The sequence below is a fragment of the Promicromonospora kroppenstedtii DSM 19349 genome, from assembly GCF_000515355.1.
Lineage (GTDB): Bacteria > Actinomycetota > Actinomycetes > Actinomycetales > Cellulomonadaceae > Promicromonospora > Promicromonospora kroppenstedtii.
This window is the reverse complement of the sequence record NZ_KI911710.1, coordinates 127,650-143,263: the sequence shown is the minus strand read 5'-3', so window position 1 is coordinate 143,263 and position 15,614 is coordinate 127,650. Positions and strand designations below refer to the sequence as shown.

The following is a 15,614-nucleotide window of genomic DNA, read 5'->3' as shown; positions in this document are numbered from 1 at the left end:
GGGGCGAGCGTCGCCGCGGCGGCGCTGCCCGCGAGACCGGCACCGGCCAGCGTTGCCGCACCCACGGCCACGGTGCCGCCGGCCAGCCTCAGAAAGTTCCTGCGGTTGACGTCAGTGCGTGATTCCATCACTGCTCTCCTTCGGTCCGAGCGGCCCCGGACGGGCCGGTCGAGTTCTGTGCGTCGGCGGTCGGGGGCGTACCCACGCCCTCGCCGACCATGGTGAGCGCGTCGAGGTCGAGGCCCCCGGTCGCGGTGATGTAGAGCGTCCCGGTGTCCGACCGGTCGCGGAACGACAGGTCGACGTCGCGCCACGCGCGCGCGTTCACGCTCGCCGTGGCGAACGGCTTGGCCTTGGGCGAGCCCCAGCGGAGCTCGATCTTGCCCTTGCCGCGCACGGTTGCCGTCGCACTGTCGATCCCGGCCAGGCTGACGCGTTCGAGGGCGACCGAGTCCTTCTTGGCCAGTCCGGTCACGTACGCGCCGGCCGACGCCGCCTCGTCCTGGACCACCTCGACGCCGGTGAGCTCGCCGTGCTCGGCCTGCTGCAGCTTCGGGTTCAGGCGCAGGGTGGCCTCGCCGGCGGCCGGCGGGAGGCCGTTGGCCCCGTTGTCGGTGTAGGTGATGACCACGGCACCGTAGAGGTGCGCGCCCGCGCCGTGCTCCGGGGAGTTCGGGTCGGTGGGGAACACACCGGTGCAGCCCGTGCCGGAGACCTCGGGGTGGGCGTGCTCGTCGTGGCCCAGGCCGTAGGACCAGGCGACCCGCTCGCAGACGGTCTCGGTGCCGTCCTCGGCGTCGTTGGTGGTCACCTCGAAGGCGACCTCGTCGCCCCAGTCGAAGAAGCCGCCGTCGGCCGGGAAGTCGACGGTGACCTCGGGCGCCTCGTTGCCGACGCTGATCGAGGTCGAGGTGAGTGCGCGCTTGCCGCTGCCGTCGGTGACCCGCAGGCGCGCGGTGTAGACGCCGAGCTCGGTGTAGGTGTGGGTGACCTGCGGCCCGGTGAGGTCGAAGGTGCCGTCGCCGTCGATGTCCCACTCGTAGGTGAGCGCGTCGCCGTCCGGGTCGCTGGAGGCCGACGCGTCGAACGCGACCTCGACCGGCGCGGACGTGGACGACTCCGGCGTGGCCGTGAACTGCGCCTGCGGCGCCTTGTTGCCCTCGGCGTAGTCGATCCGGTAGAGCCCGGAGTCCGGGTTCTGCCGGAAGAACCCGTCGCCGTACTCCAGGACGTAGAGCGAACCGTCCGGGCCGAACTCCAGGTCGATCGGGTTGTCGTTGATGGGCATGCCCGCCGCGGTGAGCGCCGAGTTGGGGAAGAAGTCCTCGATCTCCCCCACCTCGAAGGTGGACCAGTCCACGCTGAACGCGGCGAGGTAGTCCTGGGAGAACTCGCCGAAGAACGCCTTGCCGTCCCAGTACTCCGGGAGCTTGCCGGGCGCCGTGCTGTCGGCGTCGTAGTGGTAGACCGGGCCGCCCATCGGGGCCTGGCCGCTGCCGGAGCCGAAGGTGACGAGCTCGTCGCGCGGCTGCTGGCCCGGCTGGTCGCCGTAGTACAGGGTGGCTGCCCGCGACGGGGGCAGGTCGGTCAGGCCCGTGTTCCAGCGCGAGTTGTTGACGGGTGCCGCGCAGTCGAAGAACTCGCGCGGGGTGGCGGTCTCGAAGTTCCACTCGTTGTAGGCGGCGTTCGGCCCGTGGCAGTACGGCCAGCCCGCGTTGTGCGGGTCGTCGAGGCCCACGGCGTTCCACTCCACGTAGCCCATGGGGCCGCGGTCCGCGTTCGCCGCACCTGCGTCGGGTCCGTAGTCGCCCCAGGTCAGGGAGTTGGTCTCCGGGTCGACCTCGATGCGGAACGGGTTGCGCACGCCCATCACGAAGATCTCGGGACGCGTGTTCTCGGTGCCCGGTGCGAACAGGTTGCCCGCGGGGACGTCGTAGGTGCTGCCCTCCCCCGGTGGCGTGCCGGCCGGGATGTCGTCCTTGACGTCGATCCGCAGGATCTTGCCCCGCAGGTCGTTCGTGTTGCCCGCCCCCCGTCGCGAGTCGAAGCCCGGGTTCATGTTCGGGGCGTCGTTGTTCGGGGCGTAGCCGTTGGCGCCCGGCGTACCGGCCGGGGTGTTGTCGCCGGTGGACAGGTAGAGGTTGCCGTCACCGTCGAAGTCGATGTCGGCGCCGACGTGGCAGCACTGGCCGCGCTGCACCTCGATGTCGAGGATCGGCTGCTCCGAGTCGAGGTCGAGCGCGTCGCCGGTCCAGGTGTACCTGGCCAGGCGGTTCACGCCCACCCACTGGTCCCAGTAGCTCTCGTCCTCGCCCGCGGGCAGCGTGTTGGGCGCGTTGCCCGCCGGGGTGTCCGCCGCGCCGTCGCCGTCGGCGTCCCGCGGCGCGTACACGAGGTAGACCTCGTTGCTCTCCTCGAAGTCCGGCGCCAGGGCGATGCCCTGCAGGCCGTCCTCGGAGTTGGCGTAGACGTCCAGGGTGTTGACGACCTTGGTGACGCCGGTCGCGGGGTCGGTCACGCGCACCTCACCGTTGCGCGCCGTGTGCAGCACCCGGAGGTCGGGCAGGACCGCCATGTCGATCGGCTCACCGACGTCCTTGGTGAGCAGGATCTTCTCGTAGTTGGCCCAGTCGGTGTCGGCCGCCGCGGCGGCCTCGCCGTCGTGCCCGTCGTGCCCGGGGTGGGCGGACGCCGCCGGCATGGCGACGAGCGCCGTACCGACCAGGGCGGCCGCCGCGAGCGCCGCGAGCGTTCTCTTTCGGCGCGCGTGAGCGCGCGTCTCGATAGTCTTCATTCGTGATGCAGCTCCTCGTCGAGTTGGTCACGCGGACCGGGCCTCGTTCGCATCCCATTCGTCCGGGGCCCGGTCTTCATGCGGGTCCGGTGCCGTACGGCGGCACCGGGGGGTGGTGCGGGTAGCTCTGCCTACCTCCCTGTCAGCGCGCCGGCGGGCGCGCGGGGTTCAGCGGGTCGAGAAGGCGGCGTCGAACGCTGAGTCCGGCGCGTCGTACGCGTGGGAGCGCACGAACTGGAGGGCTTCCGGCGCCCCCACGAGGCGGTCCATGCCGGCGTCCTCCCACTCCACGGAGATGGGGCCGTCGTAGCCGATGGTGTTGAGCATGCGGAAGGCGTCCTCCCACGGGACGTCGCCGTGCCCGGTGGAGACGAAGTCCCAGCCGCGGCGGGGGTCAGCCCACGGCAGGTGGGACGACAGGCGGCCGTTGCGGCCGTTCGTCATCCGCTTCTTCGTGTCCTTGCAGTCCACGTGGTAGATCCGGTCCTTGAAGTCCCAGAGGAAGCTGACCGGGTCGAGGTCCTGCCAGACCATGTGGCTGGGGTCCCAGTTCAGCCCGAAGGCCTCACGGTGGCCGATCGCCTCGAGGGTCCGGACGGTGGTCCAGTAGTCGTAGGCGATCTCGCTGGGGTGCACCTCGTGGGCGAACTTGACCCCCACCTCGTCGAAGACGTCGAGGATGGGGTTCCAGCGGTCGGCGAAGTCCTGGTAGCCGGCCTCGATCGCGGCGTCGGAGACGGGCGGGAACATCGCCACGTACTTCCAGATCGCGGAGCCGGTGAACCCGATGACGGTCTTGACGCCGAGCTTGGCGGCCAGCCGGGCGGTGTTCTTCATCTCCTCGGCGGCACGCTGCCGTACGCCCTCCGGGTCGCCGTCGCCCCAGACCCGGTCGGAGACGATGTCGCGGTGCCGCTGGTCGATCGGGTCGTCGCAGACGGCCTGGCCCTTGAGGTGGTTGGAGATCGCCCACACCTTGAGGCCGTGCCGCTCCAGCAGCTCGAGACGGCCGGCGACGTACTCGTCGTCGTCCCAGCGCCACGGGTCCAGGTGGTCGCCCCAGCAGGCGAGCTCGAGCCCGTCGTAACCCCATTCGGACGCGAGGCGTGCCACCTCCTCGAGCGGTAGATCGGCCCACTGGCCGGTGAACAGGGTGATCGGTCGTGCCATTTTCTTTCCTCCTGTGCGTGACGATCCGGCGTCGCCGGTCGTGCCCATCGGTCTTCGGTCAGCTCGCCCGCCTGCGCAGGACGACGACGGCCGTCACCGCTCCGGCGACGGCGAGCGCCACCAGCGCCCAGGCGGTCCATCCGGGCGGGCCGCCCGTCGGCGTCGGCCCGTCGCCCGCCGAGGTGCCATCGACGGCGTCGGCCTCGACGGTGCTCCCCCCAGCCGCCGGAGCGGACGAGGCTGGTTCGGACGGTGGGGCGGAGGGCGGGGGAACGACGTCGATCTCGGCCTCGACCTTCGCCTTCTTCGGCTCCTTCACCCGCGCGGTCACCGTCCAGTGCCCCTCGTCGAGCAGCGCGGGCTCCGACCGGTACCAGCCGACGCCCTCCGACGCGGAGGTGAGTGTGACGGGGCCGACCTCCTCGCCGGCGTCCGAGGCCGCCTGCACGATCACGACGGCCGACTCCTCGACGGGATGCTGGTCACCCGCCCAGGTCAGCGCCACGGAGACACCGCCTGCGCCGTCCGTACCGAGCTCGATGTCGATCTTGCCGCCGTGCGCGGCGGCCGGAGCCATGGCAGGCACGGCGAGCCCGAGCGCCAGCAGGAACGCCGCGCCGAGGCGGGTGAGCTGTTTCAAGATCGTTCCTCTCCGATTCACAGGGGCCCGGGTGTCACCAGCTCTGCCGCTGACCTCGGGCCGGGGTGTGCCGGGGCGTGCACCGGTAGCCGGTGCACGCCCCAGGTCCGTCAGTCGCACCTCTCTTCGACGGTCACGATGACGTATGCCTTGCCGGACGGGCTGAGCACCCAGTCCCCGACCGGCGTCAGCTCCGTGCCCTTGTTCGGCGTGGCGATCACCCGGTAGTCACCCGGGGCGAGGTCGCCCAGGTCGCGCGGCTTGCCGTCCGCCTCACCGTCGACCCAGTTGTGGACGACGTAGCTGCGGACGCCCGGGAGCGTGACCGGGGCGATCGACCCCCCGGCATCGCACGACGCCGGCGTCACCACGACGGCGGGTGTGCTCGGGTCGGGGCACTCGGGCTCGTCGAGCGTCACGAAGAGCACGGCGAGGCCGCTGGCGTTGACCTTCCAGCCGTCCTCGGCGACGAGGACGTACCCGTCGGCCGGCCGGGCCGCGACCCGGTACCTCCCGGGAGCCAGGTCGTCCAGGTCGGTCACGGCGTCACCGGCGGCGCCGTCGACCCATTCCCGTACCACGTAGGACCGCACCCCCTCCACGTCGACGGTGGACAGCGCGCCGCCGGTCACGACCTCGTTTCCGGACCGGTCGTAGGAGCACGTCGGCTGGACGACCTCGACCCTCGGCGTCGCCTCGCTGGCCGCCGGCTCGGCGATGGTGAACTCGAGGGTCTCGCCGACCACCGTCTCCCCGTCCGCGGACGCCCGCACCTGGACGGTGTGGGCACCGGGCGTCGAGACCTCGACCGGCGCCGTGTACTCGGTCCAGCCGCCGCCGTCGACGTTGACCTCCCGGTACACCGTGGCGCCGTCCGGCCCGCCCGTGGTCTCCACCGTGACCGTGACCGGTCCGAGCCACTGCCCGTCCGGGCCGTCCGGTTCACCCGGGGACAGCGCACCGGTCACCTCGAGCGGCTCGGCCGCGCCCACCACCCGGAAGTGGTCGAACGACGCCGTGGCGGCGGACTGCTGGGAGGCGCCCAGGGCGTACAGCCCCACCCGCGCGTCCTGCAGCCCGTCATGGGTCACCGGGTCGGCGAGCGCCGTCCAGTCCTCACCGTCCGCGCTGTACGCGCCGGTGAACGTCGACCCCTGCTTCGACAGCCGCAGGTGCCACACGGCCGACGTCAGCTCGTTCGCGTTCGGCTGCGGGTCCTGCACCACGGAGTCGACCTCGTTGCGCAGCTCGATGCGCTGTGCGACGGCGGCGCCCGCCGCGTTGTCGGTCAGGAGGTCGAGCTTGACGTAGTTGTCGTCGTCCCCGTACACGATGAGGCCGCCCTGCTGGTACTGCTGGTCGAAGTCCGACCCGTCCACCAGGGTCTCGACCGTCCAGTCGTCGTCCGGCAGGTCCTGCAGCACGATGTTCGGCGTGCCCGTGTTGCTGCCGGTGTAGATGTCCGTGGCGGTCGTGTCGATCTCCAGCGCGCCGCCGGTCACCCGGTGACCCGCCGGGTCCTCGCGCACGATGTCCCAGCGGCAGTCGTCGAGCCCGTCGCCGTCGAACTCGTCGTCCGGGCCGGGGGTCTCGGCCGTGTCGTCCGGCGTGATGTGGAACCAGTCGAACTCGGCGTCCACGACGTCGGCGGCCGAACCCGAGCCCGCGAGGGCGAAGAGCCCGATCCGTGGGTCGTCGATGCCGGCGAGCGACTTGGTCTGCGGCATGGCCGTGAAGGTCACACCGTCCGCCGAGTACGAGGCCGTCAGGTCCTCGCCGTCGCTGCTGGCGAGGCGCACGTACACGGTGTCCGGGTACGCCGCCCCGAGAGCCGCGGTGTTCGAGTCCCCGACCTCGTTCGGTGCGCCGGCCTCCTCCCGGATGTACTGGAAGATACGCGTGGCCGGGTCAGCGGGCGCGGAACGGCCCTCGATCACCATCTTCGCGTAGTTGTCCGCGTCACCGTAGATCAGCAGGCCGGCCTGCTGGTACTGCGCGTGGGCCGGGATCGTGACCTTCGCGGTCGCGGTGAACGGGCCGTCCGGCAGGTCCTGCAGGACGAGGTTCGGCACGGTCACGTTGTTCGTCCCGTAGAAGTCCGAGACGCTCGCCGGGATCGTCAGGTTCCCGTCGGCGACCCGCAGGTCCTGGTTGCGGTCCTGCACCGTCCAGCGGTCGGGGTCGAGGTCGTCCCCGAGGAAGTCGTCCGACCGGCCCGACAGGCACAGGTCCGGCTCCGGGGCGACCCCGGAGACCTCGACCATGGCGTACTCGACGGCGTAGGCGCCGCCCTCGTCGGTGACGCGCACCTGGAGCCGGTAGGTGCCCGGCGCCTCGTAGGTGTGCTCGAACGACTGGGTGCCGTCGACGAACCCGTCACCGAGGCCCGCGTCCCAGGCATAGGTCAGCTCGCCCGACCCGTCCGGGTCGGTGGCCTCGGCGGACGCGGTCACGGTCAGCGGGGCGTCGCCCGCGACCGGGTCGACCGTGAGCTCGACCTCGGGCCGCTCGTTGTCCGTGACGCCTCGGCCGTCGATCTCCATCCAGTTGGCGTTGATACCGCCGGAGAGCAGGACGAAGTGCAGCGAGCCGGAGCCCGACGGCACGTTCGTGAGCTCCGCGCGGACATCCGTGTACTGCTGCCAGTCGCCGGTGCCGGGCACGGTGATGCGGCCGATCTCCGGACCGTCCGGGGCGTCCCAGCGCAGCGACACCTCGCCTCCACCGCCCGCCGAGGCGGCACGCAGCGAGATCGCGTCGACGTTCGCCAGGCTCACCGGCTCGTGCGCCCAGTAGTCGCCGGGCTCGATGAACCCGATGTTCTGCCCGCCGCCCGCGGTGTCGCCCGTCTCCTCGACCTGGACGCCGGGGTCGCCGGCGCCGTCACCGATGCCGTCGACGCGTCCCGTCTCCGTGAAGAACTCCGACTGGACCAGCTTGGGCTGCAGCACCTGCAGGTCGGTCGCTGTCAGCGGTGCACCGGCCGCGCCGCCGTCGTCCGTGTAGAACCCCTCGATCACCCAGAAGATGTTCGACTCGATGCCGTGTCCCTCGTCACGAGCGGTCTGGATGACGCCCGAGCAGCCGCTCAGCTCCTCGAACGGGTGGGCGTGGGAGTCGTGCCCGAGCGACGTGAACAGCGAGACGTCCGCGCAGTCGACCTCGCCGTCGGGGTCGTCGACCTCGATCTCGTAGCGCACCTGGTCGCCCCACTCGAAGAAGCCGCCGTTCTCCGGGAACGTGATCGACACCTCGGGCGCGATGTTGCCGACCACGATCGTCACGTTCGCGACACCGGTCTGACCGGCGGCGTCCGTGGCGACGAGCTGGGCCGTGTAGCGGCCGTTCTCGGTGTAGGTGTGGGTCGGGTTCGCCTCGGTGCTCGGCTCCGAGCCGTCACCGAAGGTCCACTGCAGGGTGAGCGGCTCCCCGGCGGGGTGGCGCGTGCCCTCCGAGGAGAACTGGACGGTCAGCGGCGCCAGGCCGTCGGTCACGTCCGCCGACGCGCGGGCGATCGGGGCCGGGTCACCCTCCACGTAGTCGACCCGGTACACGCCCGACGTGTCGTTGTTACCGCCGAAGCCCGAGCCCCAGTCCACCACGTACAGGGCACCGTCGGGCCCGAAGTCGAAGTCCATGGGCCGGTCGAACCCGGCGCTCGGGTCGAAGACACCCGGCAGGACCCGGTTGATGTCCACCAGGTCGTCCCGCTGCTCTCCCGCGAGCTGGAAGGAGTACATCCGCCCCTGGTTCCACTCGCCGAACAGCGCCTTGCCGTCCCAGTAGGCCGGCCACTTGGTGTCCGACTCCAGCTCCGGGTCGTAGGAGTAGACCGGGCCGCCCATGGGCGCCCCGCCACCGCCGATCTCCGGGAACAGCGGGTTGGTCCCGTAGCCGTACCAGACCTCGGCCTCCACGGCCGGCGGCAGCTGGTCGATCCCGGTGTTGTTCGGCGAGTCGTTCACCGGGCCGCCCGCGCAGTCGTACGCCGCGCCGGACTGCCCCGTGGCGAAGTCGTAGGCGCGGTAGGCGTTGTTGGCGCCCGTGCAGTACGGCCAGCCGTAGAACCCGGGCTCGCTCACGACGTTCCACTCGACCGTCCCGGCAGGACCGCGGTCGGCGTTCGCCGAGCCGGCGTCCGGGCCGTAGTCGGCCACGAGCACGTTGTCGTTCGCCGGGTCGACGCCGATCCGGAAGGGGTTGCGGAAGCCCATCGCGTAGATCTCGGGCAGCGTGTCCGCCGTGCCCGGGGCGAACATGTTGCCCTCGGGGATCGTGTAGGAGCCGTCGTCCTGCGGTGTGATCCGCAGGACCTTGCCGCGCAGGTCGTTGCTGTTGGCCGACGTGCGCTGGGAGTCGTAGTTCGCCCGCCCGGAACGCTCGTCCAGCGGGGCGTACCCCTGGGACTCGAACGGGTTCGTGTTGTCGCCGGTGGCCACGTAGAGGTTGCCGTCGCCGTCGAAGACCATGTCACCGCCCGCGTGGCAGCAGGTCTGGCGCTGCGTGGGGATGATCAGCACCGTCTCCTCGGAGGCCTGGTCGATCGTGCCGGACGCGGCGTCGTAGTCGAAGCGGGAGACACGGTTGTGCGGTCCGTCGTCACCCACGTCCTGCGGCGACCAGAACAGGTAGACCCACCCGTTGGTCGCGAAGTCCGGGTCGAGCACGACACCCGTCAGCCCGTCCTCGTTGGACTGGGTGACCGGCAGGGTCATCGCGGTGCTCGTGGTGTTCGACTCCGGGTCGATCACCTGGACGCGGCCGTCACGCTCGACGTAGAAGACGGTGCCGTCGGGGGCCACGTCCAGCATCATCGGGTTGGCGGTGTCCTCGTCGAGCGGCACCATCTCGTAGCTGTCGCTCTGCGTCGCGTTGCAGTCCGAGTCGACGACCCCCGCCGCCGTCTGCAGCCCCCCGAGCAGGTGCTCGAGGAACTCGGGCTCGCTGTACGAGGCGTCCGTGTGGCCGCCGCCCGTGTACCAGGACCGGCCGCCGTCGTAGGCCTGGCACCAGGCGATCGGGTGCTCGGCCCCCATCGCGCCCGTGCCCGCGTCGTAGCTCGACTCGTCCAGCGAGGCCAGGACGTGCACCTCGTCGCGCGGGTTCGTGCGGAAGTTGTACCACTCGTCGTGCCGGTCCCAGCGGTCCGGCAGATGCGCGGTGGACTCGTGCACGTGGTCCTCGACCTTGACGGTGGCGTCCTGGTTCTGCGGGTGCGAGCTGAAGTAGGCACCCACGAGGTCGCCGTACCACGGCCAGTCGTACTCGGTGTCGGACGCCGCGTGGATACCCGCGTACCCGCCGCCGCCCTGGATGTAGCGCTCGAACGCGGCCTGCTGCTGCTCGTCCAGGACGTCGCCCGTGGTGGACAGGAAGACGACCGCCTCGTAGTCGGCGAGCCCTTCGTCGCTGAAGACGCTCGCGTCCTCGGTGGCCGTGACCGTGAAGTCGTTCGCCGCGCCGAGCTGGGTGATCGCCTCGATGCCCGCGGGGATCGAGCCGTGCCGGAACCCGGCCGTCCGGGAGAACACGAGGGCGTCGAAGGGTTCGGCCGCCGCCTCGGCGGCTGTGGTGACGGTCGTCGTCGAGGCGGGAGATGCGAAGGACGGGGCGGCGGCCGCCACCAGGGCTGGGACACCGAGCGCGGTCACGGCCGTCGCCGCGACCACCGACCGCAGCACGCGGCGGGTTCGTAGCACTTTTCTCACCTGGAGCTCCTCATTGAGTCGGGTCAGTACCAGTGCATTGCGGTAGTGCTCTCCCCCGGCCCGCGGTGGACCGGCCCGAGCGCATCGCTCAGGCCGGTCCTCGTGCTGGTCCGGGTCCGGTCAGACGAGGGACACCCACCCCCCGCCACCGGCGGCGCTGCGCTCGACGGCGTCCAGCACCCGCTGGACGCGCAGCCCGTCGGCGAACGACGGCGTCGGCTGGCGGCCCGCGGCCAGGTCCCCCATCAGGTCCACGACCTGGTGCGTGAACGCGTGCTCGTAGCCCAGCCCGTGCCCGGGCGGCCACCAGGCCGCGACGTACGGGTGCTCCGGCTCGGTGACGACGATCCGGCGGAAGCCCGCGACCTCCGACTCGTCCGTCGCGTCGTAGTAGTGCAGCAGGTTCATGTCCTCGAAGTCGAAGGCCAGCGAGCCCTTGGAACCGTTGACCTCCAGCCGGATCGCGTTCTTGCGGCCCCAGGCGAAGCGCGTCGCCTCGAAGGTCGCCAGCCCGCCGCCCGAGAGGCGGCCGAGGAAGACCGCGGCGTCGTCCACCGTGACCTGGCCGGTGCGGCCGGCGTCGGCCACCGCGGACAGGCCCGACGACGACACGGCCTCCGGACGCTCGTGGACGAAGGTCTCGAGCAGGCCGCTCACCCCGGTGAGCGACTCGCCCGTGACGAACTGCGCCATGTCGACCACGTGCGCGCCGATGTCGCCCAGCGCGCCCGAGCCAGCCTTCTGCTTGTCGAGGCGCCACGACATCGGCGCCTGCGGGTCCGCCAGCCAGTCCTGGAGGTACTGCGCGCGCACGTGCCGCACCTGGCCGATGCGCCCCTCCTGGACGAGCTGCCGGGCCAGCGCCACGGCGGGCACGCGACGGTAGGTGAACCCCACCATCGCACGCACGCCGTGCTCCGCCGCGGCCTCGGCGGCGGCGGTCATCACCTCCGCCTCGGCCACGGTGTTCGCCAGCGGCTTCTCGCACAGGACGTGCTTGCCCGCCTCCAGGGCGGCGACCGCGATCTCCACGTGCGTGTCGCCCGGCGTGCAGACGTCGACCAGCCCGACGTCGTCCCGGGTCAGCAGGTCCTGCCACCCGACGACGGCGTCGTCCCAGCCCAGCCGGTCGGCAGCCGCACGGACCGCCGCCCCGTCCCGACCCGCGACCGCGCGCATGCGCGGCACGATCGGCAGGTCGAAGAACCGCGGCGCCGTGCGCCAGGCCTGCGAGTGCGCCGCACCCATGAACGCGTAGCCGACCATGCCGACGCCGAGCTCGCTCGTTCCCGTACTCATACCGCGCCTCCCCCCACTGTGGTCTCACCGCCGTGTTGCACGCCCGAGCGGGCGTCGTCCCGATGCGTCACAGCGTCAGGAGTCGAAGCCGATGGGCAGGTACTCCTCGACGTTGTCCGCCGTGACGACGGGCGCGAAGAGCTGCACGGTGCGCGGGACGCCGATCGAGGCGAGGTCGCTCACGTTCTTGTTCTGGGCGATCAGGCGGGCGAACTTGACGCCGTCCGCGGCCTGCGTGGAGGGGTAGATGACCGTCGCCTTGACGACGCTCTCCGGGTCCTGGATCTCCTCCATCATGTTGTTGGAGCCCGCACCGCCGACCAGGAAGAACTCGTCGCGGCCCGCGTTCTCGATGGCGGCCAGGACGCCGATGCCCTGGTCGTCGTCGTGGTTCCAGATGGCGTCGATCTTGGGCTCGGCCGACAGCAGGTTCGCCGTCTGCTCCTCGCCGGACTCGACCGTGAACTCGGCCGCGACGCGCGCGTCGACGTCGAGCCCGCAGTCGTCGAGGGCGTCCGCGAAGCCCTTGCTGCGGTCCTGCGTGAGCGGCAGCGAGTCGATGCCGGCGATCTCGGCGACCACGGCGTCCGGGTTGTCACCGAGCTGCTCGCAGACGTAGGTGCCGGCGCTCACGCCCATGCCGTAGTTGTCGCCGAGCACGGTGGCGCGGGCGGCGAACGGGCTGCTGAACTCGCGGTCCACGTTGATGACGGGGATCCCGGCCTCCATGGCCTCCAGCGCCACGTCGGTCAGTGCGGCGCCGTCGAACGGCAGGAGCACGATCGCGTCGACGCCCTGGTCGATGAAGCCCTCGATCTGGCTGATCTGCACGTTGACGTCGTTGGTGCCCTCGGCGACCTGGAGGTCGACGTCCTCGTACTTCTCCGCCTCAGCCTTGGCGGCGCTGGTGATGGCGCCCATCCAGCCGTGGTCGGCGGCAGGGGCGGAGAACCCGATGACGACCTCGTCGCCGGGCTCGTCGTTCTCGGTCACCGTGACGGGACCGGTGGCGGTCTCCTCGCTCTCGCGGGGCTCGTTGCTGGTGCAGCCGGCGACGACGAGCGCCGCGCAGGCCGCGGCGACGACGGCGCCGGAGACCCGGCGCGTGCGAACAATGGACGAGGTCATCGTGATCTCCCTTGATCCGGGGTGGAAATGCTGGGTTGGCTTGTGGAGGTACTAGGTGGTCGAGACGCGCTCGCGCGACGCGAACCACTGCTGCAGCAGGACGGCGCCGACGATGATCGCGCCCTTGGCGATCGCCTGGACCGAGCTGTCGAGGTTGTTCAGGACGAACACGTTGGTGAGCGTCGAGAAGATGAGGACACCGAGAACGGTGCCGGTGATGGTGCCGCGGCCGCCGGCCAGCAGCGTGCCGCCGACGACGACCGCGGCGATGACGTCCAGCTCCAGCAGCGTCCCGTGGGTCGAGGAGCCGGCCGTGGTGCGGGCCAGCAGGATCACGGCGCCGATGCCGGCGGTCAGACCGGCGAGCCCGTACAGGTACAGGGTGTGCCGCTTGATCTTGATCCCCGCCAGCCGGGAGGCCTCCGGGTTGCCGCCCACCGCGACGGTACGACGCCCGAACGTGGTGCGGTTCAGCAGGAACCAGCCGGCGGCCGCGACCACGACGAAGATCCAGACGATCGTCGGCACGCCCAGCGGCCGCGCCTGGAAGACGTCGAAGAACGGCTCGACGTCGACGATCTGGGTCTGCCGGCCCGCGATGATCTCCGCGAGCCCACGGGCCGCCGCCAGCATCGCCAGCGTCGCCATGAAGGCGGGCATCTTGCCGTAGGCGACCAGCAGGCCGTTGATCAGGCCGGCCACCAGACCGACGGCGAGCGCGGTCACCGGGATGACCCACCAGCCGTAGTCCTCCGCCGCGTACTGCGTCGCCAGGGTCGAGGCCCAGACGGACGCCAGTCCGACCACGGCGCCGACCGACAGGTCGATGCCACCCGAGGTGATGACGAACGTCATGCCGATGCTCACCACGCCCGTCACGGCCGCGAGGCTCAGGACGGTGATGAGGTTGCCGGTGCTCCAGAACCGCTCGCCGGCGGTCGCCACACCCACGACGATGAGCAGAATGAGGGCGAGCACGAGGCCACCCATACGCAGGGCCGGGCCCATGAGGGCCGATCGTTGGCTCACGCCACACTTCCTTCCATGACCAGGTCGAGCACGGCGTGCTCGTCGATTTCGCGGGCGGGACCCTCGTGGACCGCCTTGCCGTCGGAGATGACCAGCACGCGGTCCGCGAGGCCGAGCACCTCGGGGATCTCGCTGGACACGACAATCACGGCGGCGCCGTCGTCGGCCAGGCGGCGGATCAGGTTGTAGATCTCGGAGCGCGCGCCGACGTCGACACCTCGGGTGGGCTCGTCGAGCAGCAGAACGCGGCAGCCGTGCACCAGCCAGCGCGCCAGCAGCGCCTTCTGCTGGTTGCCGCCGGACAGGGTGCGGGCGTTCCGGTCCACCCCGGCGGGCCGCAGGTCGAGGGCCTCGACCTGCTCCCGGGCCGCGGCGCGCTCGGCACCCTCGTCGAGCAGCCCGCCGCGGGCGATGCGCGAGAAGGTGGACAGGGTGATGTTGCGGTAGACCGGCTCGTCCAGGAGCAGGCCCTGGCTCTTGCGCTCCTCGGGGCACAGCCCGATGCCGGCGGCCACCGCGGCGTCCACCACGCCGGGGCGCAGGCGTTTGCCGCCCACGCGCACGGTGCCCGAGGTGGCGCGCCGGGCTCCGTAGATCGTCTCGAGGATCTCGGAGCGGCCCGAGCCGACCAGGCCTGCCAGGCCGACGATCTCGCCCGCCCGGACGGTGAGGGAGACGTCGGAGAAGACGGTCCCGAGCCCGAGGTCCTCGACCTCCAGCACCGGTTCCGCGTCCTCGGCCACGCCGGGGCGGTCGGGGAACGCGTACTCGACCGTCCGGCCGGTCATGAGCTGGATCAGCTCCTTGGTCGGGGTGTCCGCCACGACCAGGCTCTCGGCGACCGTGCGGCCGTCCTTGAGCACCGTGATGCGGTCGCCGAGCTGCCGGATCTCCTCCAGGCGGTGCGAGATGTAGACGACGGCGACGCCGTCGGCGGTGAGCTCGCGCACGATGCGGTGGAGGTTGCCGACCTCCTCGGAGTCCAGCACGGCGGACGGCTCGTCCATGATGACGACGCGCGCGTCACGCGAGAGTGCCCGGGCGAGCTGCACGATCTGCTTGCCCGCGGCAGGCAGCGAGCCCACCTCGCGGTGCGGGGAGATCTCCTTGTGACCGAGCCGGTCGAGGATCTTGCGGGTGTTCCGGGCCGCCTCGGACCGGCGGCTGACGCCGCCCGTCGCGAGCTCGTGGCCCAGGTAGATGTTCTCGGCGACCGTGAGGCCGTCCACGACGTCGAGCTCCTGGTAGATCGTCGCGATACCGAGCCGCAGGGCGGCCACGGGGTTCGCGATGACCACCGGCTCCTCGTCGATCAGGATCTCGCCCGCGGTGGGCTGGTGGGCGCCGGCCAGGGTCTTGATCAGGGTGGACTTGCCAGCCCCGTTCTGTCCCAGCAGGCAGTGCACCTCTCCGGGACGGACCTCGAGGTCCACGCCGTCGAGCGCTCGCGCGCCAGGAAATTCCTTCACGATGCCACGCATGCGCAGCAGGGGCTGCTCTACCCCGGAGGGGTCCACGTCGACCATGTATCGAACGTAGTTGGACTTCTGCCGACGGTCAAGCAAAAGTCGCGACTTCGCCCGCCATGATTCACTAGAGGCATGGTGGAAGTGGCACGGGAAGTGTTTCAGCAGGCACCCAAGGTGTCCGGCGCGGGCGATATGTTCCAGCTCCTGCGAGACGGCAGACCCCGCACGCGCGCGGATCTCGCGGCGGTCACAGGGCAGGCGCGCTCCACAGTAGCGGCGCGCATCGACCTGCTCATGGCGGCGGGGCTCATCGCCCCCGCGGGCGAGGCGACGTCGACCGGCGGCCGCCCGCCCGCGACCTTCGCGTTCGCGCCGTC

The 15,614-nt window shown here is 71.2% G+C and carries 9 protein-coding genes; 1 reads left to right on the top strand and 8 read right to left on the bottom strand.

Features of this window, described 5'->3' with window-relative positions; genetic code table 11:
* Nucleotides 1-127: 127 nt before the first annotated feature.
* From PROKR_RS20000 to PROKR_RS19965, 8 genes are all read right to left on the bottom strand, one after another.
* On the bottom strand, nt 128-2,794 hold the full coding sequence (locus PROKR_RS20000; RefSeq protein ID WP_036966227.1) for a PQQ-dependent sugar dehydrogenase: 2,667 nt from the start codon (nt 2,792-2,794) through the stop codon (nt 128-130).
* Between the two features lie 168 nt (nt 2,795-2,962).
* Complete coding sequence (locus PROKR_RS19995) at nt 2,963-3,964, bottom strand: sugar phosphate isomerase/epimerase family protein (protein ID WP_020017536.1); 1,002 nt, start codon at nt 3,962-3,964, stop codon at nt 2,963-2,965.
* Nucleotides 3,965-4,022: 58 nt separating this feature from the next.
* Nucleotides 4,023-4,604 (bottom strand): hypothetical protein, encoded by a 582-nt coding sequence (locus PROKR_RS19990; RefSeq protein WP_036966224.1) that lies wholly within the window; start codon nt 4,602-4,604, stop codon nt 4,023-4,025.
* Between the two features lie 110 nt (nt 4,605-4,714).
* Nucleotides 4,715-10,312, bottom strand: coding sequence for a ThuA domain-containing protein (locus PROKR_RS19985; RefSeq protein ID WP_036966221.1), 5,598 nt, complete (start codon nt 10,310-10,312; stop codon nt 4,715-4,717).
* 120 nt (nt 10,313-10,432) lie between these two features.
* Nucleotides 10,433-11,611, bottom strand: a complete 1,179-nt coding sequence (locus PROKR_RS19980; RefSeq protein ID WP_036966218.1) for a Gfo/Idh/MocA family protein — start codon at nt 11,609-11,611, stop codon at nt 10,433-10,435.
* 75 nt (nt 11,612-11,686) lie between these two features.
* A complete protein-coding gene (locus PROKR_RS19975; RefSeq protein ID WP_036966215.1) occupies nt 11,687-12,739 on the bottom strand; it encodes a substrate-binding domain-containing protein in 1,053 nt (350 codons plus the stop codon).
* 51 nt (nt 12,740-12,790) lie between these two features.
* Nucleotides 12,791-13,747, bottom strand: a complete 957-nt coding sequence (locus PROKR_RS19970; RefSeq protein WP_051433169.1) for an ABC transporter permease — start codon at nt 13,745-13,747, stop codon at nt 12,791-12,793.
* Between the two features lie 17 nt (nt 13,748-13,764).
* Nucleotides 13,765-15,294 carry a sugar ABC transporter ATP-binding protein gene (locus PROKR_RS19965; protein WP_036966209.1) on the bottom strand — a complete coding sequence of 510 codons (1,530 nt, stop codon included), beginning with the start codon at nt 15,292-15,294 and terminating at the stop codon, nt 13,765-13,767.
* 75 nt (nt 15,295-15,369) lie between these two features.
* On the opposite strand from PROKR_RS19965, the gene PROKR_RS35580 reads away from it, so the two are divergent.
* Nucleotides 15,370-15,614, top strand: a 245-nt coding sequence (locus PROKR_RS35580; protein WP_036966206.1) for a winged helix-turn-helix transcriptional regulator, incomplete at its 3' end; no start/stop codon positions are given.

Coding starts and splice junctions, on each gene's coding strand:
- PROKR_RS20000 (WP_036966227.1), bottom strand. CDS start 2,794: ATGAAGACTATCGAGACGCGCGCTCACGCGCGCCGAAAGAGAACGCTC.
- PROKR_RS19995 (WP_020017536.1), bottom strand. CDS start 3,964: ATGGCACGACCGATCACCCTGTTCACCGGCCAGTGGGCCGATCTACCG.
- PROKR_RS19980 (WP_036966218.1), bottom strand. CDS start 11,611: ATGAGTACGGGAACGAGCGAGCTCGGCGTCGGCATGGTCGGCTACGCG.
- PROKR_RS19975 (WP_036966215.1), bottom strand. CDS start 12,739: ATGACCTCGTCCATTGTTCGCACGCGCCGGGTCTCCGGCGCCGTCGTC.
- PROKR_RS19970 (WP_051433169.1), bottom strand. CDS start 13,747: ATGGGCCCGGCCCTGCGTATGGGTGGCCTCGTGCTCGCCCTCATTCTG.
- PROKR_RS19965 (WP_036966209.1), bottom strand. CDS start 15,294: ATGGTCGACGTGGACCCCTCCGGGGTAGAGCAGCCCCTGCTGCGCATG.